We start from the raw sequence: 22898 nt of genomic DNA, 5'->3' as shown, positions 1-22898 counted from the left end.
GCCGACTCAGAGCAGGTCGCCGTCGAAGGGTTCGCCGGTGCGGTCGTGGACGGCGACCAGTCCTTCGTCCGGAGTGACCAGGAGGTAGAGGACGACGGCGTCCTCGTGGACGGCGAGAACGGTCTCGACTTCGCCGTGGGCGTCGACTTCGGTGTCCGCCGTGGTGTCGCCGAGTTCGAGCGCGCGCTCGCGGAGTTGCTGGATGCGCGGCAGGAGGTCTTCGTCGAGCCGGCAGTCCTCGACGTACTGGACGTCAACGGCGTCGCGCTCGTACTGGAACACGATACGGAGGGCGTCACCACCCCGCTGCTTGATTGCCTCCGTCGCCCGGCGGAACGTGTCGTCCGGACCACCGCCCGCGAAGGACGTGCTAGCTTCTGCCATACGTAGTGTTACTAAGTTCACACGAATTAGCGTTTGGTATCATTCCGAACAGAAGCATCGGTGAATAAACGTGTTAGCTGTCTGAACTTGCTGGCGCGGTTCCGGACTCTCGGTTCACGTCCACGAAAGGTCGTCGGCTCACCGCGCCAACCGGCGGATTGCTTAAGTTCCGGCGCTCGTAACGTGGCGTATGGCCATCGTGGGCCGGTCGAAACTCCGAGACCTGTTCGACGACTCGCCGACGCCGCACATCGCACACCCCCCACAGTCCCATCGACGGGACTTCTACGTCGCGACTGACGGCTCGTACTCGCGCGACGGCAGTGGGCTCGGCGTCATCGTCGAAACCCGGGACGGCGAGCGCGTCGCGCGCTTCGCCGTGCCCGACGAAGCCCCGAACAACAACGTCGCCGAGTACCGCGCGCTCCACCTCGGTCTGGACGTGCTCGCGTCGCGTGCTCCCCGGGACGCCCGCGTCGGCGTGCTCGTCGACCACAACGACCTCGCGGGCGACGTCAATACCGCGGCGCTTGCCGCCCGCGCCCACGACTACCGCCCGATTACGGAGTTCTCGCCGCCCGCGACAGCCGACCACCACTGGCGCGGCATCCGCGCACGCGTCATGGGTTTCGAGGAGGTTCGCGCGGCGCAACTGGAGAGCAACGCCAACCCCGCGCACGTGCTCGCGAACGCGCCCGAACAGTACGGACACGTCAACGACGAACCCGCTCGCTGTCTGCTCCCCGAACGCGACACCGGCGACTCGCAGGTCCCACCGCCCTCGCGCAGCGACCGCCGCGCGAGCGACTGAAACCCACTTTTTGCGCTGTCGAAAAGCCCTGTTCTCGCTCGAAGAAAAATTCAGACGGCGTGTTTCGGTTCCGTTCTAGTCTTCCTGCTGGGCGTCGACGACGGCGACGGCCGCGAGGTTCACGATATCCTTGACTTCGTCGCCCCGCTGGAGGACGTGGACCGGCTCGTCCATCCCCACCAGCATCGGGCCGATGGCGTCGGCGCCGCCGAGTCGCTGGAGGAGCTTGTAGCCGATGTTCCCGGCTTCGAGGTTCGGGAAGATGAGCACGTTCGCGGGGTCATCGAGGTCGGAGAACTCGTAGGTGCCTTCGAGGATGTCCTCGACGACCGCGCTGTCTGCCTGCATCTCGCCGTCCACGGGGAAGTCGACGTCCGCGTCGCGGAGCATCTGTGCGGCCTCCCGTGGCTTGCGCGTCCCCTCGTTGTCGACGCTGCCGAAGTTCGAGTACGACAGCATCGCGACGCGCGGGTCGACGTTGAACCGGCGCGCGAGTTCGGCGGTGTGTTCGGCGACCTCCGCGAGCACGTCCGCGTCGGGGTCCTGGTTGACCGTGGTGTCCGCGCAGAAGATGACGCGGTTCTTGAACGTCAGCATGTAGACGCCGGCGACGTAGTCGGCGTCCGGCGCGGTGCCGACGACCTGCAGCGGCGGCTTCAACGCGCTCGGGTAGTGGTGCGTGAGACCGGTGAGGAGCGCGTCCGCGTCCCCGGCTTCGACCATCGTCGCACCGAGGTAGTTCGGGTCGCGTTTCACCAGCGACTCGGCCTCGCTGCGCGTGATGCCCTTGCGCTGGCGGATTTCGTGGAGGCGCTCGGCGTACGCCTCGTGGCTGCCCTCGCCGGGGTCGACGATTTCGGGGTCGAAGTCCAGACCCAGCGCGGCGACGACACCGTCGATGGTGTCGCGGTCGCCGATGAGTACGGGTTCGGCGATGCCCTCTTCGGCCATCTGGTAGGCCGCGCGAATCATCTTCTCGTCGTCGCCCTCGCCGAGCGCGACGCGCTTGGGGTCGCTCTTGGCCTTGTTGAGGACGATGCGCATCATCTCGCGGCTCTTCCCGAGGCGCGCTTCCAGTTCCTCGCGGTACGCTTCGAGGTCGAGGTCGCGGCGCGCGACCCCGGAGTCGATGGCGGCCTCCGCGATGGTGGGCGCGACCTCGAACAGCACGCGCGGGTCCAGCGGCTTCGGAATGATGTACTCCGGGCCGAACTGCAGCGGCTGGTCGCCGTACGCCTTCACGACGGCGTCGGGCACGTCCTGTTTCGCGAGGTCGGCGAGCGCCCGAGCGCACGCGACTTTCATGTCCTCGTTGATGTCCGTCGCGCGGACGTCCAGCGCGCCCCGGAAGATGAACGGGAACCCGAGCACGTTGTTCACCTGATTCGGGTAGTCCGAGCGCCCGGTCGCCATGATGACGGTGTCGTCGCGGGCGGCCTTGGCTTCCTCGTAGCCGATTTCGGGGTCGGGGTTCGCCATCGCGAACACGATGGGGTTGTCCGCCATCGACTGCACCATCTCTTGGCTGACGATGCCGCCGACCGAGAGGCCGACGAAGACGTCCGCGTCGGCCATCGCGTCCGCGAGGTCGCCGCCCTCGCCGGCGGGGCTGGCGAACTCGGCTTTGAACTCGTTGACGTCGCGGTCCTCGGTGATGATGCCCGAGGAGTCACACATCGTGATGTTCTCGCGCTCGACGCCCAGCGAGACGTAGAACTTCGCGGACGCGATGGCCGACGCGCCCGCCCCCGAGAAGACCACGTCGAGGTCTTCGAGGTCCTTGTCCGCGATTTCGGCGGCGTTCAGGAGTGCAGCGCCGGAGATGATGGCGGTGCCGTGCTGGTCGTCGTGGAACACGGGGATGTCCATCTCCTCGCGGAGCCGCGTCTCGATTTCGAAGCACTCCGGCGCCTTGATGTCCTCGAGGTTGATGCCGCCGAACGTCGGCTCCATCGCGGCCACCGACTCGATGATGTCGTCGGCGCTCTTCTGGTCGAGTTCGACGTCGAAGACGTCGATGTCCGCGAACCGCTTGAACAGCACGCCCTTCCCCTCCATGACGGGCTTGGACGCCTGCGCGCCGATGTCGCCGAGGCCGAGCACCGCGGAGCCGTTCGAGACGACGCCGACCATGTTCCCCTTCGCGGTGTACTTGAACGCGTCCTCGGGGTCGGCGTCGATGTGGCGACACGGCGCCGCGACGCCCGGCGAGTACGCCAGCGAGAGGTCACGCTGCGTGTTCGTCGGTTTCGTCGTCGAAATCTCGATCTTCCCGGGCGGGTCGCTGGCGTGGTAGTCCAGAGAGTCCTCGTCTAATCCCATGTCGTTGTCTGCCGCGGCGACGGGCAAAAACCTATCCCAACGCGTCGAATGTTGTTACGTCGAACGTCGAAACGCGTCGGGTTCGAGGGGGCGACGTTCCCCCGGAACGGCGTTTCGCACCACGCTGCCCGCGGCTCACGATGTTCGCCGCTCGCTGTAACGTGGCCTCCCTCCGGTCGGGCACGCCACTCGCGGGTCGCTGCGCTCCCCGCTCGCGTTAACGTGGTTCTCGCTCGCTGTCGCTCGCTCCGAACCACGCTCAATACGACACGCCTACGTACACTGACCCAAAAATCTGAGCTATGGACCGCCGCTCCTACCAACTCGCGGCCGTGACGACCGCCCTGACGTTCGCGCTCATCCTCGTCGGCGAGTACACCGCCGTCTCCGGGTCGGGCGCGACCTGTGGGCTGCAGTGGCCCACCTGCAATGGCCAACTACTCCCGCTGGGCCTCCAGCTCCACGATTTCATCGAACAGTTCCACCGCGGGTTCGCGATGTTCGTCGGCTTCTTCATCCTCGGCACCGGCGCCGTCTCGTGGCGACGCTTCGACGCCCGCGACGTCAAAATTGGTGGCGTGCTCGCCGTCGTCCTCCTGCCCATCCAGGTGATTCTCGGCGGCACCACCGTCACGTTCAGCGGCCTCGTCCCGTGGGGGTACATGCCCATCACGCAGGCCGTCCACCACCTCGCCGCGCTCGCCATCTTCGGGACGCTCCTCTACACGACCCTGCGGATGCGCGAACTCGTCGGCGAAGGTATCGGACGCGTCCGAACCGCCTCGCTGGCCGGCCTCGCCGTGCTCCCGGTCGCGCTGGTGTTCTCCCGGAACACCGTCTTCGCCGTGTACGGTACGCGCGTGCAACTGATTCACCACGCGCTCGAACTCCTCGTGTTCACAGCTGCGCTCGCCGCGCTCGTGTGGGCGCGCCGCCGCGGCGACCGGCGCGCCGCGCAGGCGATGGTCGCCACTATCGCCGCCGTCACAGTCCAGATTCTCATCGGGACCGGCGTCGTGCAGTTCTCCGCGACCGTGCAACTCACCTACTACGCGCTCACCGCCGTCGTCGCCGCGCTGTTCGTCTTCGCCGCGCGCGCTGCCGACGCGAGCGAGCACTCGTTAGCGTAACGCGGACACCGCGACGCTTCGGTTGTATTTAAGTTCCTCCCGGTGAATTTGTCTGGTATGTCTAACTTGGATCGACGGACGTTCCTCAAGAGCGTCGGCGGTACCGGCGTTGCACTGACTGTTGCCGGCTGTACCGGCGGCGACGGAGATGGCTCGACGACCAGCGGCACGACGTCCAGTGGCGGCGACACCACCACCACCGAAGACGTCACGACCATCACGCCCGGGACGGCCTCCGGCTTCCCGCCGTTCGAGTTCGTCAACGAGTCCGGTGACCTCGTCGGCTTCGACGTCGACCTGCTGTCCGCGGTCGTCGACCAGACCGACAGCTACGAACTCGGCAACTGGGAGGACCTCGAGTTCAACCAACTCATCGTCGCGCTCGACAACGGCAACATCGACGTCGCGGCCGCCGCGATGACCATCAACGACGAACGCGACCAGACCATCGACTTCACGAACCCCTACTACGACGCCAATCAGGCGGTCCTCGTGCGCGAAGGTGGGAGCTTCCGGCCGGAGAGCAAGTCCGACCTCGCCGACCGCCCCATCGGCGCCCAGTCCGGGACGACCGGCAAAGACCAGATGGACTCGCTCGTCGAGAACGGCACCATCAGCAGCTCGCAGGCCAACACCTACGGGAACTACGTCCTCGCCGTGCAGGACCTCGCCAACGGCAACATCGACGCCGTCATCGTCGACACGCCGGTCGCGGAGACGTTCGTCGCGAACCGCAACGTCGTCATCTCGTTCACCATCCAGACCGGCGAACAGTACGGCTTCGGCGTCCGCGAGAACGCCAGCGACCTCCAGACCGCGCTCAACGAGGGCCTGCAGGCTGTTCAGGACAACGGCACGTACGCCGACCTCACGCAGAAGTGGTTCGCTAGCGAATAACTTCGATGGACCCGACGCAACTCGTACTGCAAGCCGGCCCCGGCGACTGGGAGTTCGTCTGGCGCCAGCGACAGTTCTTCCTCGACGGAACGTGGCTCGCCGTCAAACTGACGTTCTTCAGTATGGTGCTGGGGTTCGCGGTCGGCCTGCCGCTGGGTGTCGTCGAAGCCTACGGCGGCAAGTACTCGAAGGGCGTCGTGCGGCCGCTGGGCGTCATCGTGCGCGGCACGCCCATCCTCGTCATCATCTCGCTGACGTACTTCGCGTTCGGCGTCTCGCCGGCGTTCCTCGCGGCGACGCTCGCGCTCGGTGTGCGGTCGGCGGCCTACCAGAGCCAGATTTTCCGGGGCGCCATCGAGAGCGTCGAGGGCGGCCAGATGGAGGCCGCGCGCGCCGTCGGCCTCTCGAAACTGCAGGCCATCCGCCGCGTCGTGTTGCCGCAGGCGCTGCGGCGCTCGGTCCCGGGATTCCAGAACGAGTTCACCATCGTCCTCAAGGACACCAGTATCGCGTACGCGATTGGCGTCGCGGAACTCCTCAAGCGCAGCTACGACCTCTTCTCCATCCAGACGACCGCCGCGCTGGAAGTGTTCCTCGCGGCGTCGCTCATCTACTTCGTGTTGACGTTCACCGTCAACCGCGGCATCGAACGGCTCCACAGCCACGTCGCCATTCCCGGAGGTAACCACTAATGTCTGACCCACTACTCGACGTCGACGACGTCCACCAGAGCTACGGCGAGGAACGCGTTCTCGAAGGCATCTCCTTCGAGATGGAACGACAGGACGTCAAGGTGCTCGTCGGTCCCTCGGGCTCGGGGAAGTCGACGATGCTCCGCTGTGTCAACCGCCTCACCGACATCGACGACGGCGACATCAGCCTCGACGGCGAATCCATCTACGACTTGGACGCCGACGACCTCCGCCGGCAGGTCGGGATGGTGTTCCAGGACTTCAACCTGTTCGCGCACCTCACCGCGCTGGAGAACGTCACGCTCGGCCTCAAACGCGTGCTCGACTACGGGCCGCGGAAAGCCGTCGAGAAGGCCGCGTGGCAACTCGAACAGGTCGGCCTCCGCGAGCAGGCGAACTCCTACCCCGCGGAGCTGTCGGGCGGGCAGAAGCAGCGCGTCGGCATCGCTCGCGCGCTCGCGATGGACCCGAAACTGATGCTGTTCGACGAGCCGACGTCCGCCCTCGACCCGGAACTCATCGGGGAAGTGCTGGAAGTGATGCGCGACCTCGCCGACGAGGGCATGACGATGCTCGTGGTCACCCACGAGATGGGGTTCGCGAAACAGGCCGCGACTGACGTCTTGTTCCTGGACGACGGGAACCTCGTCGAGCAGGGGCCGCCCGAACAAATCTTCGAGAACCCCGAGAACGAGCGCACCGAGGCGTTCCTCAGCCGCCTCACGCAGCTCCACGGCGGCCAATGACCCGGAGCAAGCAGCGACTCGTTCGGGACGCAATCCTCGGCGTCTTCTGGCTGTGGTTGTCGGTGCGCCTGCTCAACGACTGGTTCGGCGGCGTGCTCGCCCCCGTCGGCCAGCCCTTCTTCGACCCCCAGCCAGTCGCCGACGCCAGCGCCGCACTCGGCGAGGTGGCGCGCGGCGGGCCGCTGTTCGGTGGCGGCGTCGCGGACCTGCTTGATTCCGTGCTGTTCGGCTGGCCGGGAGACATCGCGGACTTACTCGGCTCCGTGGTGTTCGGCCTCGTCGGAGCCGTCGGCGACGCCCTCGGCTCCGTCGCGTTCGCGATGACGTACCTCCCGGACCTCGCGGCGGGCGCGTGGCTCACGGTCGTGCTCACGACGCTGGGCATCGCGTTCGGCCTCGTGATTGCGGTGCCGCTGGCTGCGGCGCGCGTCTACGGCCGCATCACGCACTGGGTCGCGCTCGCGTTCATCGAACTCATCCGCGGGACACCGCTGCTCGCGCAGTTGTTCGTGCTGTACTACGCGCTCCCGCTGTCGCGGTGGTTCGCCGCCGTGCCGTTCGTCGGCAGCGGCATCGTCCCCGCGCAAGCGGTGTGGGTCGCTGTCGTCGGGTTCACCATCAACAGCGCCGCCTACCAAGCGGAGTACATCCGGGGGTCCATCGAGGGCGTCGACCCTGGACAGTTGACGGCCGCGCGCGCAATCGGCCTCACCCAGTTCGAGGGGATTCGCCACGTCGTGTTGCCGCAGGCGCTGCGGTTCGCGATTCCGTCGTGGACGAACGAACTCGTTTACCTCGTGAAGTACTCCTCGCTGGCGTCGTTCATCACGGTCTCGGAACTCTACCACGCCGCCGAGTCCGCCGCCTACGCGAACTACCGCTTCCTCGACTTGTTCGTGCTGGCGGCCGTCGTCTACGTGTTGCTCGTGCTGTCGGCGACGACTACGATGGAGTGGGTTCGCCAGCGCGTCGCGATTCCCGGCGTCGGCGGGTCCGCGGGCGGGCGCTCCTCCGCGGAGTAGTCAGAAGAAGTCGTCCAAGCCCGCTTGGTCGTCGTCCCCGCCCTCGCTCTCCTCCGCTTCCTCGTCGTCTTCGTCGTCCTCGGCTGCTACGTCGACATCCTCCTCGAAACTCGCGCTCCCTTCGAAGGCGCCCCCGGAGTGTTCGACGGCGCGCTCCGAGCGCAGCTGTTCGGCGTCCTCGACGATAGACTGCACTTTGTTCGTAGTCTCCCCGGAGCCCGTGACGAACGAGACGTGCTCGGCGTCGAGGTCGTACGCCGCCGTCATCGCCACGGTCAACTCGCGGTTCTTGCAGTGGTGGGTCATCGTCGCGAGGAACGGCACGACCTTCCGCCGCGCCGTCGACATGCTACAGCCACTGACTTCCGCGACGTTCCGCGCGACGTAGTCGCGCTTCTCCCGGGTGCCCCGCGATGACCCGAGTTTCCGCCAGTACGACGGCGGGCCGTAGCGCGTCCACCCGCCGTGGTCGTGCTGGCGGGAGGCCGCTACGCCCGCCGCGATGTTGTCCGTCGCGTACCGCCAGTACGAGTAGTTCTGCGTCGCGCGCACCCGGCCCAGCCAGATGTCCGCGTTCGAGAGGAACTCGTAGGCGTCCGCGAGCTCGTCGCCGTAGTAGTCCTTGGGCGCGTTGTCCTCCACCCAGTTGATGAGGTCGTCGGGCGTCTCGTCGACGTTGTAAGCGGCCTCTAGTGCCTCTTGGGCGCCCAAGTTCTTGATGAGGTCGTCGAGGAAGTCGAAGATGTCCTCGGTGCGGTCGCGCTCGCCCATCACCACGTCGTCGACGGTCAGCGTCTCTTCGACCTCCGCGAGCGCCTGCAGGTCGTTGACCGCCGACCGCAGGTCCCCGGAGTTCTGCTCGGCGATTGCCTCCAGCGCCTCGTCGTCGTACTCGATGCCCTCGCGCCGGCAGATGTCTCGCAGCACGGGGACGATAGAGCGCTTCGAGACGTCCCGGAACTCGATGTCCTGGCAGGCGTTCCGGAGCGTGTTGCTCATGTCGTAGTACTCGTTGGCGATGAGCACGATTGGCTGCGTCGACCCTTTCACGAGGTCCGTGATGGCCGCGGAGCCGCCGCGGTCGACGTTCCCGTGGAGGTTGTCCGCCTCGTCCATCACGACGAGTTTGCGCCCCCCGGCGCCGCCCGTCAGCGTCCCGGACTTGGCGGCTTCGCCGGCGACGCGCTCGACGACCGACGCCGTGCGCTGGTCGGAGGCATTCAACTCCACGACGTCCCAGCCCTCGTCGGCCGCCAGCGCGTGCGCCGCCGACGTCTTCCCGACGCCCGGACTCCCGTGGAGGATGACGGCCTCCCGGTGGTCCTCCCACGTGTCCGCCCACTCCCGGAGCGCGTCGCGGGCCTTGTTGTTCCCGCGGACCTCCGACAGCGACGACGGGCGGTACTTCTCCGTCCAGTCGGTCATTAACTGGAAGAAGGCGCGAGCCGCGTTTAGTGGTTGCGGAGAGCGTGGCCGACCGCAGGGAGGCCACGTTAGAGCGAACGGCGACCAACGGGAGCCGTGAGCCGCGTGGGCGAGCGAAGCGAGCCCACGTTACCGCGAGCGGGGAGCGCGTGCTCGACCGGACGGGAGAGCACGGAATGGCGAATAGCGAGGGACGAAGTCCCTCGGACCATTCGAGCGGGCGGAGCCCGCGAGAAGACGGTGAACGCAGTGAACCGTGAGCGAAGCGACCCGCGAGCCGCGCGACCGAACGCCACCGTTTCCGCGACGTGTCGCCCGAGAGGCACTGTAACCACCGTCAGGGAGCGTCCTTCGCCTAGTCGGACAGAACGATAGGCTTTCACTTGTCGGCCCTGAACACTGTCGCTAATGTATATCGTCATCGTCGGCGCAGGTGACATCGGCGCTCCCCTCATCGAGATCGCCACGAAGGGGGGCAACGAAGTCGTCGTCATCGAGCGCGACGAGGCGCGCGCAGAGCGGGCGTCGCGGGAGTACGACTGTCTGGTCATCAACGACGACGCGACGTCGAAGGAGACGCTGGAGGACGCGGGCGCGGACCGGGCGGACGCGCTGATTTCGACGACCGACCAGGACGCCACGAACGTGATGGTGTGTCTGCTCGCGCAGGAACTGGAGGTCCCGGACGTCGTCTCGGTCGTCCACAACCCCGAGCACATGAACCTGTTCCGGCAGATCGGCGTGAACACGATGCAGAACCCCCAGCGACTCATCGCGGAGTACCTCTACCGCGCGGTCAAGCGGCCGTCCATCGTCGATTTCATGCGCATCGGTGAGGAGGCGGAGGTGTTCGAGATCTCCGTCGAAGCCGACGCTCCGATTACGGGGAAGACGCTGCGGGAAGCCGACGAAGAGGGGCTGCTCGAAGGCGAGTTGCTCGTCGTCGCCATCGAGCGCGACGAGGGCGAGCCGATAACGCCCCGGGGGAACACCCGCATCGAGGCCGGTGACCTGCTCACGGTGTACTCCAGCGAGGGCGCGACGCCCGAGGTAACTGACGTCTTCGGTCACACAGAAGACCGCTCGTAGCATGACTCGACAGAACGGCGGCGTGCTCCCGACGGACTTGCGAATCATCGCCCGAGACGTCGGGTCCCTGGTGTTGATGGAGGCGGGCTTGATGGCGATTACCTCGCTCGTCGCGCTCGCGTTCCGGGAGTTCCACGCCGCGCTCGCCATCTTCCTCGCAGCGGGCGTGACGGCCGCCGTCGGCGGCGCGGCGAACCGCGGGTTCGCGGACGCACCGGACCCGAAGATGAAACACGGGATGGTCATCGCCGCCGGTGGGTGGCTGATGGTCGCGGCGTTCGGCGCGCTCCCGCTGTTCGCGACGGCGTGGCTGACACCGCCCGCGGCTATGGATGCGTTCGTCCCGGCGGCGATGGACACGAGCGCGTGGCGGCCAATTAGCGTCGGCGGCACGACGACGCTGTCGAGTCTCGCGTACTTTCGCGACCCCCTGCACGCGTTCTTCGAGAGCATGAGCGGGTGGACGGGCAGCGGGCTGACGATGGCCGTCCACGAGCCGTCGCTCCCGCGCGCGCTGCAGTGGTGGCGGTCGCTCATCCAGTGGGTCGGCGGCGTCGGCGTCATCGTCCTCACCGTCTCGATTCTCTCCCGGCCCGGCAGCGGGAGCTACGCGCTCTACCAGAGCGAGGCCCGCGAGGAGAAGATTCACCCGAGCGTCGTCTCCACGGTTCGCACCGTCTGGAAGCTCGTCGTCGGGTACACCGTGGTGTCGGTCGCCCTGCTGTTCGCCGCGATTCACTACAGTGACAGCGAGTACGCCCAGTCGTTGGAGACGTGGGAGGTCGCGTGGCAGGCGCTCAACCACGCGATGACCGCGCTCACGACGGGCGGGTTCTCCGTCACGGACAACTCGATTGCGACCTACAACTCGCCGCTCGTCGAGACGGCGCTCCTCCCAATCATGGTCGTCGGCGCAATCGCGTTCCCCGTCCACTACGTCGTGCTCCACGACCGGGAGTTCGGGGAACTCGTCTCGGACCTCCAGACGCGCTGGCTGTTCGTCCTGCTGGCGGTGGGCGTCGCCGCCCTCTCCGCGCAGAACGTGCTCTCCGTACCCTCGACGTCGGGCGCGTTCGCGACGCAGTCGTTCCTCCCGTTCTCGGTGCCGTCGCTCGACGCCGCCCAACTGGACGCGATTCGGGACTCGACGTTCCAGTGGGTGAGCGCGCTGAGCTGCACGGGGTTCCAGTCGGCGCCCATCGGCCGCTGGCTCGCCGGCGCGAAAGTGATGGTCGTCGGCGCGATGGTCGTCGGGGGCGCTGCCGGGTCGACGGTCGGCGGCGTCAAAATCATCCGCGGGTACACCATCGCCCGCGGCATCGTCTGGCAGTTCTCCCGCGTGTTCCTGCCGAAGAACGCCGTCGTCACCGCGCGCATCGGCGACCGCGTGCTCGACCGCGAGGAGATGGAACGAGAGTTCAGCGAGGCGGCCATCGTCTCCCTGCTGTGGCTGCTCGTGCTCGCCGCCACCAGCGTCGCCCTCGTGAACCTCGCCGGCCCCGAGTTCGGGTACGCCGACGCGCTCTTCGAGGTGGCGTCCGCGCAGGGCAACGTCGGTCTCTCCACGGGAATCACGGGCCCGCGGATGTCGCCGCTCGCGGAAGCGATGTTCACGCTCAACATGTGGGTTGGCCGCCTCGAAATCATCCCCGTGCTCGTGTTCGCTCGCGCCGCGCTCTCGGGGCTGAACCCCTGACTGCCGGACCGCCACTCTTCCGTTCGAGCGGGGCTCAATCCGTTTCAGTGGACTCAGTCGCCACAAAGCCTTTTTACTCTACGGCGAGCATCACAACCATGTCCCAACCCCGCTCACGTAACTCCCTCGCGGCCAACGTCGGCGTCGGTGCCGCCGCGGGCGCCGTCGCGTACGTCCTCGGCTACCTCGTCACCTACCTCTGGCAGGGCTCCACCGTCGGCGAGCAACTGGAGGGGTACAACGCCATCGTGGAACTATTCGGCGGCGACCCGATTCCGACGTGGAAGGCCGTCGGGTGGCTGTTCTACAACGCCCACGGCGTCTCCTTTACGGTCCCGACGTTCGGCAGCGGACAGGCGACGCAGAACCTCATTTCGAACGGCGACGCGTCGATGCTGCTGTACCTCGTGCCCGCCGTCGCCGTCGTGCTCGCGGGCTTCGTCGTCGCACGCTACGCCAACGCCAGCGACGCCGCCGCCGGCGCGCAGGCCGGCGCGAGCGTCCTCGCCGGCTACGTCGTGCTCGCCGCCGTCGGGCTGTTCGTCTTCGAGTACGCCGCGGGCGGGAGCGCGATTCACCCCGAGTACGCGCTCGGCGTGCTGCTCGCGGGCCTCGTCTACCCCGCAGTCCTCGGCGCCGTCGGTGGCGTGCTCGGCGCCGTCACGTCCACTTAGAGGTCGCGGGCGACCATCTCGCCCCAGTGCTGGAAGCCGTACCGCTCGTAGAACGCCTTCGCGCGCTCGTTCTCTCGGTCCACGTCCAATACCAGTCGGTCCAGCGGTAGCGACTGGTCGCGGGCGGCGTCGAGAGCCGCGTCCATCAGGTCGTCCGCGACGCCCGTACCGCGGAACTCGGGAGTGACGTAAATCTCGTTGAGGACCGCGGCGTCCCAGACGAACGCCATCGATTCGGGGAGTACGAAGACGTAGCCCGCGAGTCCGTCCTCGCCCTCGGCGACCTGCATGCAGCGCTCGTTCTCGCCGACACAGCGGCCGACCCAGTCCAGCCAGTCGCTCCGGTACGCCTCGTCGAGTTTCGCCTCGTAGGTGGCCTGCTTGGCCTCGTCTCCCGTCCCCTCGCCGAGTCCCGTCTCGAAGCCGCGCTTCAGTGCCCAGAGGGCGTCGCTGTCGGCGTCCGCGTACGGCCTGACCATACCGCGCGTTCGCTCGGCGCGACATTACCGTTTGGCTTCCCGGAACCGCCCGACGACGCCCGCGATGGCGGTGAGCACGACGACCAACTGGAAGCCCGAGGCGACGACGGGGAACACGCGCTCGGCGTTCGCGGGGTCGCTGCCGCGTTCGAGGTCGACGCCCGTGTAGTAGTGCGTGTTCTCGGTCGTCCCGCCGACCGTACCGCCGCCTCCGGGGTCGTCGCCGAAGTCGACGAACGTCTGGACGACGCCCTCCGTGCTGGAGAGTTCCAGCGACCCCGCGAACGTGTAGAAGCGGTCGTGCAGCGGGTAGAGGAGGTTCACGCCGTTGGTCATCAAATCAGGGAGGATGCCGCCGAACAGGAACGCGACGACGCCCGCGACCGCGACGTGCGGGCCGTTGCGGCCGAACTTCGCGTGGAGCCACGACTCCGCGCGGCGCGTGTCCCAGAAGACCAGCGCGCCGAGGACGGCGGGCAACAGCGCCGTGTGCAGAATGGCACGGTGGCCGCCGGCTATCCAGACGCCGAGGAAGGTGTCGACGTCCGGGAGCGCGGCAAACGCGCAGACCACGGCGAGCGTCTTCGCGTCGAACACTCGGAGCAGCGCCGTCGCCACGAGCGCGCCGAACGCCACGTGGACGACCGTCGAAGGCATGAGTGTGGTAACGACTCACACGAGAATGGCTCTTTCCCTTCGGCACGTGTCGAAGTTCTCCGGTAGGCTTTTTGCCGGCGACACCCGACTTTCGGTCATGACTGACGACCCGCGCGCGGACCTCGCGGAGCGCATCGCCGGCGACATCACGCTCAGCGACGACCCTGGCGCCACGCTCCGGAAGTGGCGCACCGACTTCGACGTCTCCCAGACCGACCTCGCCGACGAACTCGACGTTTCGTCGTCTGTCGTCTCCGACTACGAGAGCGGGCGCCGCTCCAGCCCCGGCATCGCACTCGTCACGCGCGTCGTCGACGCCCTGCTGGACATCGACCAGCGTCGCGGCGGCGACCACATCCGCCAGTACGGGCGCGTACTCTCCGCGGGCTTCGACAGCGAAGTCGTCCTCGACCTGCAGGAGTACTCCACTGCGCTCTCCACCGACGAGCTGTACGACGCCGTCGACGCCACCGAGGTCGTCGAGGGCGACCGCGACACCGTCACCGGCCACACGGTCGTCGACTCCATCGAGGCCATCCGGCGGCTCCGCGCCGGCGATTTCTACCGGCTGTACGGCCAGTCGACGAGCCGCGTCATCGGATTCACCAACGTCTCCCGCGGCGAGGGCCCCGGCATCGCGCTCCGCGTGCTCAAGCCCACGCCGAACGCCGTCCTCCTCCACGGCCTCTCCACCGAGGACCTCTGGGAGCACGCGCCCGCGCTCGCCCAGCGCGACGGCTACTCGCTGGCGGTCACGGAGATGGACATCGACGAGATGCTGGCCGCGCTCCGAGAGCACGCATGAACTGCCAGCGTGGGACGACGAACGCAGTTTAGCGCGCCGCTCAGATTGATTAGCGCACTGATACCTAACTCACTCGGCCACGCACCCTCGTGCATGCAGGGTCGCCGCGTGGTCACCGAACTCCGTCGCCCGGAGTACACGGGCGAGAACCGCTGTCTCCCGTGCACGCTCCTGAACCTGGCGTTGGTCGCGGTCGTCGCGCTCGTGCTCGCCGCCCGGGTCGCGCCAGCCGTCGGCGTCGTCGCCGTCGTTCTCGGCGCGGCGCTAGTGTGGGCTCGCGGCTACGTCGTCCCGGGAACGCCGACGCTCACGAAGCGGTACCTCCCCGAGCGCGTGCTCGCGTACTTCGAGCACGGTGGGCCGGCGGACACGGCGTCGAACGCGGGAGCCGAGTTCGACCCGGAGCGCGCGCTCGTCACCGCGGGCGCACTGGAGCCGTGTGCCGACGGTGAGGACCTCTGTCTGGCCCGGGCGTTCCGCAGGAGCTGGCGCTCGGCGATGCCGGCGGCCGCCGACGACGTCGACGGCGTGCTCGACTCCATGCTCCCCGCGTCGTTCGACGACTCCGCCAGCGTCGAATTCCGGGGTGCGACCGTCGTCGCGCGGGTCGAGAACACGTCCATCGCGAAGTGGCCGTCGCGGGCGGCGTTCGTCGCGGACGCCGCCGGTGCGGTGGCGCTGTCGGACGCCGACCCGGGGTGGGACGAGCGCGGCTTCGCGGAACGCACTCAGCTCCTCGCTGGCCTGCGCCTGTGGCTCGACCGCTGTTCGGTCTGCGACGGTCGCGTCGAACTCGGCGAGGAGACCGTCGAGTCGTGCTGTCGCTCGGTTCCGGTCGTGGCGGCCTCGTGTACGTCGTGTGGCGAGCGCATCTTCGAAGCGCCGCTCCCCGAGAAGTGACTTCGCCGACGACCCCACGCTCAATCTAGGAGTGCCCGGAGGTACGTCCACCGCCGGGTCCACAGCTGGTAGGCGGTGGACGCGGCGACGACCGCGAGCGCCGTGCTCACCACCAGTAACACCGGAATGACCTCCACGACGGGAACGCCGAGCTCGACGGCGACGACGGCGACGAGCGACGCCGTCGCCAGCGTCCGGTAGTAGTCCGCCCACGTGATGCCGTACTTCGTGACGACCTCCATGTAGACGTTGACGTCCCGGGCGCCCGCCTGGAGTTCCACGGTCTTGCGGTGTTCGTCGTAGGCGACGACGCCTTCGCGGTCGAGCTTCGGGAGGTGGGTCTGGTGGAGGGAGTTGTAGACGCTTTCGCGGAGTTGCCGCGGCGGCGGGCGCTCGCCGGACTCGTGGGCGGCGATGGTCTCCGCGAGTTCGCGCAGCGTGACGGTACCGAGAGACTCCTGGAGGTGTTCGAGGACGCGGCGTCGCCGGTCGTTCCGGAGGATGTCGTGGATGTCCGTCTCGGCGAGCGTCGTGGACCGCGTGAGCGCCATGTTCGGTCACGCGCAATCTGTCGGCTTATTTATCGGCTCTCTTACCGGTACACGCCGAGTTTTATTGGAATCCTTACTTCTTGTGGTCGCGCGTAGCGACCCTCTTAGCGGCCGGCAAGCGACGTGTTAAAATATCAATGCGTGCCTTAGGGCGCTCAAATCGGTCGTTTTCGACGCAATTGCGCGATTAGCTATGGGGTCGTCCCGACACGGGTGTGATAGAGCCCGCCACGGTGGCTGGGCCCGACCAGACCATGTCGAAGAAAGTCAAACTCACGCGCCGTCGCGTGCTCGCCGGTCTCGGCACCATCGGGGTTGCCGGTGCCGCCGCCGGGCTCGGGACATCCGCGTACCTCAACGACACCGAATCGTTCGAAGACAACACAATCACCGCGGGCACGCTCGACATGAGCGTCACCGCGACCGTCGAAGCGGCCAGCTCGTACTGGTCGAGCGCCGTCGACCTCAGTGCGACCGCGGACGGTGAAGCAGTCTCCGGCGTCACCATCGACGACGTCAAGCCCGGCGACTGGGGTATCATCTGTTTCGATGTCTCCATCGAGGAGAACCCCGGCTACCTCCAGGTCAGTACCGCGGAACTCACGTCCAGCGAGAACGGCTACACGGAGCCCGAGGGCAGCGACGAATCGGCCGAGGAGGGCGAACTCGACGACGCGATTCTCGCGACCATCTGGGACAGCTACGACGACTCGGGAGACCGCAGCGGCCTCTCCGGATTGGACGGGACGACGAACGTCGACGGCGGTAGTCAGGCCGAGAGCTGGAATTCCTCGCGTGACGAGGGCGGTGTTGTCGACGACGACACTCACTACACCACCCTTCGGGAAGCCTACGACACGTACAGCACGGGCGTCACGCTCGGCGGCAGCGAGGAACCGACCTCGACGAACGCCGCCGAACTCTGCCTGCTGCTCGAAATCCCGACGGAGGTCGGCAACGAGATTCAGGGCGACTCCCTGAGCTTCGACCTCGTCTTCGACGCCGAGCAGTCCCGGAACAACAGCGACCCGTTCGCTGGCAACGGCACCGAGACCAATTCCACGGGGACCTGAGGAACGATGAGTGACAAATCCACTTCGTTCGAACTCTCCCGCCGCAAGGTGCTGGCGGGACTGGGCGGCATCGGACTGGCGTCGGCGGGCGCTGGCCTCGGGACGTCCGCGTACCTCAACGACACCGAGTCGTTCGAGGGGAACACAATCACCGCGGGCACGCTCGACCTGAAAGTCGACTGGCAGCAGTCCTACTACGGGCCGACCGAGTCCTGGGAGTTCGTCAACGCGCACCCGGACCACGACGGCGACGGCGAACAGTCCATCAGCATCGACGACGAGGTGTACCAGTACAGCGACGAGGGCCGGAACCTCGTCGACCACCTCACCTGCGAGAACTTCGACCAGAACTACGAGGAGAGCTTCGGCGAGCAGGACTCGCTGGTCTCGCTATCCGACGTGAAACCCGGAGACAGGGGCGAAATTACGTTCAGCCTCCACCTCTGTAACAACCCCGGCTACGTCTGGATGCAGGCGGGTAACGTCTCCGAGGACGGCGGCGCGCACCCGGAACCCGAGCAGGAAGTCGACTCGGAGAACTCCGCGGACCTCGCGGAGAACATCGACGTCCGGCTGTGGTACGACGAGGACTGTGACAACCGCGTAAACCGCGCGGACATCATGCTCACGATCGACGTCTCCGGCTCGATGCTGTACGACGAGTTCGGCGGCGTCGTCGACGAGGACGACCCCATCCTCGGGCACGACGAGACGACGAAAATCGACCTCGTCGAGCAGGGCGCGAAGAACCTCGTGAACGAACTCGACTCCCTGGGTGCCGACTCGCAGGTCGGCGTCGTGTTCTTCAACGGCTCCTCGGGCGGGTCGCCGCACGTTCAACTCGCCGCGCCGTTGACGGACGACCTCTCGACGCTGACCGCATCGGGCGGCGCGCTCGACGGGCTCCGGCAGACGCTCGCGACCATTGTCGGTGCGAGCACGGCGGACCCGTACGCGGACGTTGACGTCGCGGAAGGCACGTTCATCGGTGAGGGCATTCAGGAGGCTCAGGACGAACTCGGGGCCAACGGCCGCATGCAGGCGGAGGCCGTCGACCTCGTCTTCTCGAACGGGAACTCCTTCTCGGGCGCTGACGGTACGACGTACATCTCGCCGACGAGTGCGGCAGACGACGCCCGCGCGGCCTCGCCCGCGCCCGCGACCGACGTGTACACCGTCGGTATCGGCCCGGACGCCAACGACGCGACGCTGACCGAGATGGCCGGCGAGGACGGGTCGGCGGGGAACGACGCCTCGTACTACCGGGACGTCGAAGACCCCAGCGACCTCCCGGGGACGTTCGAGGGGCTGGCCGGGCTGTTCACCTCGGAGCTCGTGTTCTTCGAGGGCACCCTCAACGAGGCACTCTCGGCGCTCTCCGACGGTGACGGCATCCCGCTCGACGCCGCCGGGACGGCCGAGGGACGCGCCTGCTTCGACCCGCACGTCGGCCACTGTCTCGGGTTCGCTTGGGAGATTCCCGGCGAGGTCGAGAACGAAATTCAGGGCGACACCGTGAGTTTCGACCTCGGATTCTACGCTGAACAGTGCCGGAACAACGACGGCACGGGCAGCGGCTCCACGGACGGCACGACCACGGCACCGTCGTAGACGCACAGGACCAGACCACGACCCACGCTGGCGTGACGCGGCACCGGGCCGCAGTTCGGCGGTTCGACTCCGCCGGTGGGTTTCCCCGCTAGGGGAGCGACACAGATGACCGACAAACGATACGAACTCACACGGCGGAAGCTGCTCGCCGGCGTCGGCGGCGTCGGACTCGCCTCGGCAGGGGCCGGCCTCGGCACGACCGCGTACCTCAACGACACCGAGTCCTTCGAGGGCAACAGCCTGACCGCAGGTGCGCTGAACATGGTGGTGTCGGTGGATGTCGACGACAAGAGTCCGGACCTCCCGGACCCCGTCGTCGACTCCACGGACGAGGACGCCGACGACACGGCCGACGGGAACACCGTCACTATCACTGTCGACGACATGAAGCCGGGCGACTGGTTCATCCTCGACTGGCACGTCGAGATCGACGGCAACCCCGGCTACGTGCAGGTCACGTCGGTCGACGAGGACTACAGCAACGCCGAGGGCGACAACCCGGAAGCAGAGACCGACACTGCTTCGCCGGGCGACCTCGGCGCCGCGCTGCTCACGACAATCTGGGGCAGCAAGGACACGACGGCCGGATCCGACCGCGCGAAGCTCCAGATGCTCGACGAGACCACCGACCACAACGACACGTGGCTGCCCGGGTACGAGCCACCAGACCTCGGCGGCGTCACGGCCAGCGGGGCGCACTACACGACCCTCGACGAGGCCCACGACGTGTACCGCGACGGCGTACTGCTCAGCGACCCGAGCGGCACGCCAATCGAGGTGGGGAGTACGAGCGACAGCGCGGATGTCCACTACTACCAGCTGTTCGAACTCCCGCCCGGCGTCGGCAACGACGTGCAGGGCGACTCGGTGACGTTCACGCTCCGGTTCGACGCCGAGCAGGTCCGGAACAACGGCGACCCGTTCAGCGGCGCGTAGCGATGGCGCGCACAGCCCACGCTGGCACTCGTCGGCGCACTCGCGGCTCACTCTGGGGCCGCCGCGTCGCCGATGGTCGGCGGTTCGATTCCGCCAGTGGGTCTTCCCCGAGGGGGGAGCAACCATGACCGACGACAATCCACGCTATCGGCTTTCGCGGCGGAAGGTACTGGCGGGACTGGGCGGTGTCGGCCTCGCGTCGGCGGGCGCTGGGCTCGGCACGTCCGCGTACCTCAACGACACCGAGTCGTTCGAGAACAGCACTATCACCGCAGGGACACTCGACCTGCTCGTCGACTACTACTCGCACTGGAGCCAGGGAATGGCCGGTTCCGGACAGGTCCAGGGAACCCAGAACGAGAGCGGCACGGTCAGCGGCGAGCTCTCCGACGTCAAGCCCGGCGACAGCGGTTCGCTGGCGTTCTGTCCACGCATCGACGGGAACCCCGCGTACCTGTGGGTCTGTGGCGAGCTCACGGCGAACGACGAGAATGGGCAGCCCGAACCGGAGACCGACGTCGACGACACGACTGGCCCGGGCAACGGCGAGCTCGCGCAGCACGTCACCGTCGACGTCGACTACTGTTCGGTCGACGTCGCCGCGTCCGAGCCCGAAGGCGAGTTCGGCCCCGACGACACGACGAAAATCGCCGACGTCTGGGAGGGGTCGCTGGCGGCGTTCCTCTCGGCCATCCGGAACGGCGTCCCCCTCGACGGCGACGGCAACAGCGACGCCGGCGAGAGCGGCTTCCTCGCGCCCGGCGACCAGGAGTGTTACGCCGGCGGCGCCGACGCCGAGAACGCCTGCCTCTGCATCGACTGGGAGGTCCCCACGACGGTCGGCAACGAGATTCAGTCCGACTCGGTGGGCTTCGACCTGGAGTTCCACGCCGAGCAGTGCCGGAACAACGACGGCACGCACAACCCGTGTGCGGACGGCGACGACGCCGAGTGCGTCGACTGCGGGTTCGAACCCGGACCGACGGACAACGCGTTTTCGAACCTGCTCTCGGTCGGTCCCGACGCGACTTCGGGCTTCCCGGCCGTCGACGCGCGCGTTCGGGTCGACACGCCGGCGGGGAACGCCGGCGACCTCACCGCGTCGAACTTCGCGGTCTGTGAGGGCGGCTGTGCACAGACGCTGGACGTCACGTTCGACTCCGGCGGCATCGTCGACATCGTCGTCGTGTTCGACGACACCGGGAGCATGAGCGGGGAGATTAGCACCCTGCAGAGCGAGGTCACGTCGCTCACGACAGACATCGAGGACGCCGGCATCGACGCCCGCTACGCGCTCGTCTCGTTCAAGGACCTCGAGGAGTTGGACCAGGACTTCACCGACGCGTCGACGTTCCAGACCGCCGTCAACGGACTGAGCGCGTCCGGTGGTGGCGACACGCCCGAGGACAATCTCGACGCACTGGCGGTCGCGACCGGCAACGCCGCCGCTCAGGACGGCGCCGGCGCCTCGCTGTCCGCGTTCCGGTCGGGCGCCCAGCGCGTCGTCATCGACATCACCGACGTCGGCGCGTCGCCCGAGACCGACGCCGACACGCGGTTCAGCCAGTCGGACATCGAGACGTTCCTCGACGACGGGAACTTTTCGTTCTACGCCGTGGCGCCTGCGAGCGTCGGCTCTGGGAGCGTCTCGAAGCGCGACATCGCGGAGAACGTCGACGACGGCTCGTGGATCGACATCTTCGACGCGGACTTCGACACGATTCTGAACGACGTCGTCGGCGCGATTACCGAACCCGCGTACACGCTCTCGTACACGACGACCGACCCGGCGACCGACGGTTCGAGTCGTTCCGTGGATATCCAGATCACGGACCCCGACGAGGGAACCCTCTACGAGTCGGGGAGCTACACCGCGCCCAGCTGAGCGTGCAGCCGACCAGCCCACTTGGAACACGGACCCCGACGCACCCGGTTCGTACCGCGGCGGCCGCGGGACGGTGGTTCGACTCCACCGGTGGGCCTTCCCCGGATGGGAACCAATCATGAGCGACGACGAGCAACACTACCGGCTCTCGCGGCGCAACGTGCTCGCCGGGCTGGGCAGCGTCGGACTGGCGTCGGCGAGCGCCGGCCTCGGCACAACTGCCCTGCTCGGTGATACCGAGACGTTCGAGGACAACACGATTACGGCGGGGACGATGGACGCGAGACTGGACTGGCAACAACGCTACCGCCGGGGGAACGAGACCGAGTACGTCAACGCGTACCCGGACCGATACAAGAACGACCCGGACGACCCCGACCAACTCCTCACGAACAGCTCGCCAGTCGAAGAGCCCGACGGCATCCAGGACCCGATACGGACCCGCGACGACGTCGCTTCGAGCACGTACGAGACCTCGTACGGCGACCTCGGCGAAACCGACCGCACCGTCGTCGAGCAGCGGTATCGCGACCAGTTCGCGGACTCCCCGAATTTTGTCGTGGAGGGGCCGGTCATCGACCTCGACGACGTGAAACCCGGCGACTCGGGGTCGGTCGCCTACAGCGTCCACCTGTTCGACGAGCCCGGCTACGTCTGGCTCGGCGGCTCGTTGGACGACAACAGCGAGGGCGCGGTCACGGAGCCGGAGCTCGACGCCGCGGCCGAGGACGACCCTGGCGACGGCTCCAGCGCGGGTGAACTCCTCGACGCCGTCGAGGTGACGCTCTGGTACGACGACGGCGACGAGACCCGCGAGAGCGACGAGACGCCGCCCGAGCGCCCGCTCGTCTTCGAGGGCACGCTCGGTGGCCTGCTCGCAACGGTCGACGACGGAATACCGCTGGATGGCGACCCCGGAACGGCTGGCCGTGACTGTTTCCCGCAGGACCAGCCAGGCGACGAGCAGGTCCGGTACGTCGGCTTCGAGTGGGAACTCCCCGCGAGTGTCGGGAACGTCGTGCAGGGCGATAGCGTGACCTTCGACCTCACGTTCGCCGCGGTCCAGTGTCGGAACAACGACGGGACGACGAACCCGTTCACGGAGGGGTGACT

The 22898-nt window shown here is 67.4% G+C and carries 22 protein-coding genes; 16 read left to right on the top strand and 6 right to left on the bottom strand.

Going from position 1 to position 22898, the window contains the following annotated elements; translation table 11 throughout:
- Window positions 1–6: 6 nt before the first annotated feature.
- Entirely contained in the window at window positions 7–384 is a 378-nt protein-coding gene (locus AVZ66_RS09520; RefSeq protein ID WP_058983846.1) for a hypothetical protein, read from the bottom strand.
- A gap of 190 nt (window positions 385–574) precedes the next feature.
- Here AVZ66_RS09520 and AVZ66_RS09515 point away from each other — a divergent pair, with 190 nt between their 5' ends.
- Window positions 575–1195, top strand: coding sequence for a hypothetical protein (locus AVZ66_RS09515; RefSeq protein ID WP_058983845.1), 621 nt, complete (start codon window positions 575–577; stop codon window positions 1193–1195).
- 75 nt (window positions 1196–1270) lie between these two features.
- On the opposite strand, the gene AVZ66_RS09510 is transcribed toward AVZ66_RS09515, so the two are convergent.
- Window positions 1271–3517, bottom strand: coding sequence for an NADP-dependent malic enzyme (locus AVZ66_RS09510; RefSeq protein ID WP_058983844.1), 2247 nt, complete (start codon window positions 3515–3517; stop codon window positions 1271–1273).
- A gap of 302 nt (window positions 3518–3819) precedes the next feature.
- On the opposite strand from AVZ66_RS09510, the gene AVZ66_RS09505 reads away from it, so the two are divergent.
- The 5 genes from AVZ66_RS09505 to AVZ66_RS09485 are packed head-to-tail and all read left to right on the top strand — an operon-like array spanning window position 3820 to window position 8004.
- Entirely contained in the window at window positions 3820–4647 is an 828-nt protein-coding gene (locus AVZ66_RS09505; protein ID WP_058983843.1) for a COX15/CtaA family protein, read from the top strand.
- Window positions 4648–4704: 57 nt separating this feature from the next.
- Window positions 4705–5544: a transporter substrate-binding domain-containing protein gene (locus tag AVZ66_RS09500; protein WP_058983842.1), complete on the top strand. Its 840-nt coding sequence runs from the start codon at window positions 4705–4707 to the stop codon at window positions 5542–5544.
- A gap of 5 nt (window positions 5545–5549) precedes the next feature.
- Entirely contained in the window at window positions 5550–6236 is a 687-nt protein-coding gene (locus AVZ66_RS09495; protein ID WP_082678823.1) for an amino acid ABC transporter permease, read from the top strand.
- The gene (locus tag AVZ66_RS09490) at window positions 6236–6982 is read left to right on the top strand and encodes an amino acid ABC transporter ATP-binding protein (protein WP_058983840.1); all 747 of its coding nucleotides are present in this window, start codon (window positions 6236–6238) and stop codon (window positions 6980–6982) included. Before AVZ66_RS09495 ends, AVZ66_RS09490 begins: the two co-directional genes overlap by 1 nt.
- Entirely contained in the window at window positions 6979–8004 is a 1026-nt protein-coding gene (locus AVZ66_RS09485) for an amino acid ABC transporter permease (protein ID WP_058983839.1), read from the top strand. Before AVZ66_RS09490 ends, AVZ66_RS09485 begins: the two co-directional genes overlap by 4 nt.
- Here the strand turns inward: AVZ66_RS09485 and AVZ66_RS09480 are convergent, their stop codons facing one another.
- Window positions 8005–9429 (bottom strand): replication factor C large subunit, encoded by a 1425-nt coding sequence (locus AVZ66_RS09480; protein WP_058983838.1) that lies wholly within the window; start codon window positions 9427–9429, stop codon window positions 8005–8007.
- Window positions 9430–9837: 408 nt separating this feature from the next.
- On the opposite strand from AVZ66_RS09480, the gene AVZ66_RS09475 reads away from it, so the two are divergent.
- From AVZ66_RS09475 to AVZ66_RS09465, 3 genes are all read left to right on the top strand, one after another.
- Window positions 9838–10518, top strand: a complete 681-nt coding sequence (locus AVZ66_RS09475; protein ID WP_058983837.1) for a TrkA family potassium uptake protein — start codon at window positions 9838–9840, stop codon at window positions 10516–10518.
- Window position 10519: 1 nt separating this feature from the next.
- The gene (locus tag AVZ66_RS09470) at window positions 10520–12214 is read left to right on the top strand and encodes a potassium transporter TrkG (RefSeq protein ID WP_058983836.1); all 1695 of its coding nucleotides are present in this window, start codon (window positions 10520–10522) and stop codon (window positions 12212–12214) included.
- Window positions 12215–12312: 98 nt separating this feature from the next.
- Window positions 12313–12888: a hypothetical protein gene (locus tag AVZ66_RS09465; protein WP_058983835.1), complete on the top strand. Its 576-nt coding sequence runs from the start codon at window positions 12313–12315 to the stop codon at window positions 12886–12888.
- Here the strand turns inward: AVZ66_RS09465 and AVZ66_RS09460 are convergent.
- Both AVZ66_RS09460 and AVZ66_RS09455 read right to left on the bottom strand, forming a co-directional pair.
- Window positions 12885–13367, bottom strand: coding sequence for a GNAT family N-acetyltransferase (locus tag AVZ66_RS09460; protein ID WP_058983834.1), 483 nt, complete (start codon window positions 13365–13367; stop codon window positions 12885–12887). The two genes, AVZ66_RS09465 and AVZ66_RS09460, sit on opposite strands and share 4 nt — an antisense overlap.
- Before the next feature lie 24 nt (window positions 13368–13391).
- Window positions 13392–14024: a metal-dependent hydrolase gene (locus AVZ66_RS09455; protein ID WP_058983833.1), complete on the bottom strand. Its 633-nt coding sequence runs from the start codon at window positions 14022–14024 to the stop codon at window positions 13392–13394.
- 97 nt (window positions 14025–14121) lie between these two features.
- Between AVZ66_RS09455 and AVZ66_RS09450 the strand changes: the two genes are divergently transcribed.
- Window positions 14122–14829, top strand: a complete 708-nt coding sequence (locus AVZ66_RS09450; protein ID WP_058983832.1) for a helix-turn-helix domain-containing protein — start codon at window positions 14122–14124, stop codon at window positions 14827–14829.
- Window positions 14830–14922: 93 nt separating this feature from the next.
- The gene (locus AVZ66_RS09445; RefSeq protein ID WP_058983831.1) at window positions 14923–15729 is read left to right on the top strand and encodes a hypothetical protein; all 807 of its coding nucleotides are present in this window, start codon (window positions 14923–14925) and stop codon (window positions 15727–15729) included.
- Between the two features lie 20 nt (window positions 15730–15749).
- Here the strand turns inward: AVZ66_RS09445 and AVZ66_RS09440 are convergent, their stop codons facing one another.
- The gene (locus tag AVZ66_RS09440; protein WP_058983830.1) at window positions 15750–16280 is read right to left on the bottom strand and encodes a hypothetical protein; all 531 of its coding nucleotides are present in this window, start codon (window positions 16278–16280) and stop codon (window positions 15750–15752) included.
- Between the two features lie 254 nt (window positions 16281–16534).
- On the opposite strand from AVZ66_RS09440, the gene AVZ66_RS09435 reads away from it, so the two are divergent.
- From AVZ66_RS09435 to AVZ66_RS16635, 5 genes are all read left to right on the top strand, one after another.
- On the top strand, window positions 16535–17353 hold the full coding sequence (locus tag AVZ66_RS09435; protein ID WP_082678871.1) for a SipW-dependent-type signal peptide-containing protein: 819 nt from the start codon (window positions 16535–16537) through the stop codon (window positions 17351–17353).
- A gap of 6 nt (window positions 17354–17359) precedes the next feature.
- Window positions 17360–18964 (top strand): vWA domain-containing protein, encoded by a 1605-nt coding sequence (locus AVZ66_RS09430; protein WP_058983828.1) that lies wholly within the window; start codon window positions 17360–17362, stop codon window positions 18962–18964.
- A 105-nt stretch (window positions 18965–19069) separates the two neighbouring features.
- Window positions 19070–19900, top strand: coding sequence for a SipW-dependent-type signal peptide-containing protein (locus tag AVZ66_RS16645; RefSeq protein ID WP_058983827.1), 831 nt, complete (start codon window positions 19070–19072; stop codon window positions 19898–19900).
- Window positions 19901–20024: 124 nt separating this feature from the next.
- Complete coding sequence (locus tag AVZ66_RS16640) at window positions 20025–21785, top strand: SipW-dependent-type signal peptide-containing protein (RefSeq protein WP_058983826.1); 1761 nt, start codon at window positions 20025–20027, stop codon at window positions 21783–21785.
- A 118-nt stretch (window positions 21786–21903) separates the two neighbouring features.
- Window positions 21904–22896, top strand: coding sequence for a SipW-dependent-type signal peptide-containing protein (locus AVZ66_RS16635; RefSeq protein ID WP_058983825.1), 993 nt, complete (start codon window positions 21904–21906; stop codon window positions 22894–22896).
- Window positions 22897–22898: the final 2 nt, after the last annotated feature.

Source organism: Halobacterium sp. CBA1132, from assembly GCF_001485535.1.
Taxonomy (GTDB): Archaea; Halobacteriota; Halobacteria; order Halobacteriales; family Halobacteriaceae; genus Halobacterium.
The sequence above is the reverse complement of the archived record's forward strand: the minus strand, read 5'-3'. Positions and strand labels throughout refer to the sequence as shown.

Coding starts and splice junctions, on each gene's coding strand:
- AVZ66_RS09470 (WP_058983836.1), top strand. CDS start 10,520: ATGACTCGACAGAACGGCGGCGTGCTCCCGACGGACTTGCGAATCATC.
- AVZ66_RS09465 (WP_058983835.1), top strand. CDS start 12,313: ATGTCCCAACCCCGCTCACGTAACTCCCTCGCGGCCAACGTCGGCGTC.
- AVZ66_RS09520 (WP_058983846.1), bottom strand. CDS start 384: ATGGCAGAAGCTAGCACGTCCTTCGCGGGCGGTGGTCCGGACGACACG.
- AVZ66_RS09435 (WP_082678871.1), top strand. CDS start 16,535: ATGTCGAAGAAAGTCAAACTCACGCGCCGTCGCGTGCTCGCCGGTCTC.
- AVZ66_RS09510 (WP_058983844.1), bottom strand. CDS start 3,517: ATGGGATTAGACGAGGACTCTCTGGACTACCACGCCAGCGACCCGCCC.
- AVZ66_RS09475 (WP_058983837.1), top strand. CDS start 9,838: ATGTATATCGTCATCGTCGGCGCAGGTGACATCGGCGCTCCCCTCATC.
- AVZ66_RS09495 (WP_082678823.1), top strand. CDS start 5,550: ATGGACCCGACGCAACTCGTACTGCAAGCCGGCCCCGGCGACTGGGAG.
- AVZ66_RS16635 (WP_058983825.1), top strand. CDS start 21,904: ATGAGCGACGACGAGCAACACTACCGGCTCTCGCGGCGCAACGTGCTC.
- AVZ66_RS09505 (WP_058983843.1), top strand. CDS start 3,820: ATGGACCGCCGCTCCTACCAACTCGCGGCCGTGACGACCGCCCTGACG.
- AVZ66_RS09480 (WP_058983838.1), bottom strand. CDS start 9,429: ATGACCGACTGGACGGAGAAGTACCGCCCGTCGTCGCTGTCGGAGGTC.
- AVZ66_RS16640 (WP_058983826.1), top strand. CDS start 20,025: ATGACCGACGACAATCCACGCTATCGGCTTTCGCGGCGGAAGGTACTG.
- AVZ66_RS09500 (WP_058983842.1), top strand. CDS start 4,705: ATGTCTAACTTGGATCGACGGACGTTCCTCAAGAGCGTCGGCGGTACC.
- AVZ66_RS09440 (WP_058983830.1), bottom strand. CDS start 16,280: ATGGCGCTCACGCGGTCCACGACGCTCGCCGAGACGGACATCCACGAC.
- AVZ66_RS16645 (WP_058983827.1), top strand. CDS start 19,070: ATGACCGACAAACGATACGAACTCACACGGCGGAAGCTGCTCGCCGGC.
- AVZ66_RS09455 (WP_058983833.1), bottom strand. CDS start 14,024: ATGCCTTCGACGGTCGTCCACGTGGCGTTCGGCGCGCTCGTGGCGACG.
- AVZ66_RS09515 (WP_058983845.1), top strand. CDS start 575: ATGGCCATCGTGGGCCGGTCGAAACTCCGAGACCTGTTCGACGACTCG.
- AVZ66_RS09450 (WP_058983832.1), top strand. CDS start 14,122: ATGACTGACGACCCGCGCGCGGACCTCGCGGAGCGCATCGCCGGCGAC.
- AVZ66_RS09460 (WP_058983834.1), bottom strand. CDS start 13,367: ATGGTCAGGCCGTACGCGGACGCCGACAGCGACGCCCTCTGGGCACTG.
- AVZ66_RS09445 (WP_058983831.1), top strand. CDS start 14,923: ATGCAGGGTCGCCGCGTGGTCACCGAACTCCGTCGCCCGGAGTACACG.
- AVZ66_RS09430 (WP_058983828.1), top strand. CDS start 17,360: ATGAGTGACAAATCCACTTCGTTCGAACTCTCCCGCCGCAAGGTGCTG.
- AVZ66_RS09485 (WP_058983839.1), top strand. CDS start 6,979: ATGACCCGGAGCAAGCAGCGACTCGTTCGGGACGCAATCCTCGGCGTC.
- AVZ66_RS09490 (WP_058983840.1), top strand. CDS start 6,236: ATGTCTGACCCACTACTCGACGTCGACGACGTCCACCAGAGCTACGGC.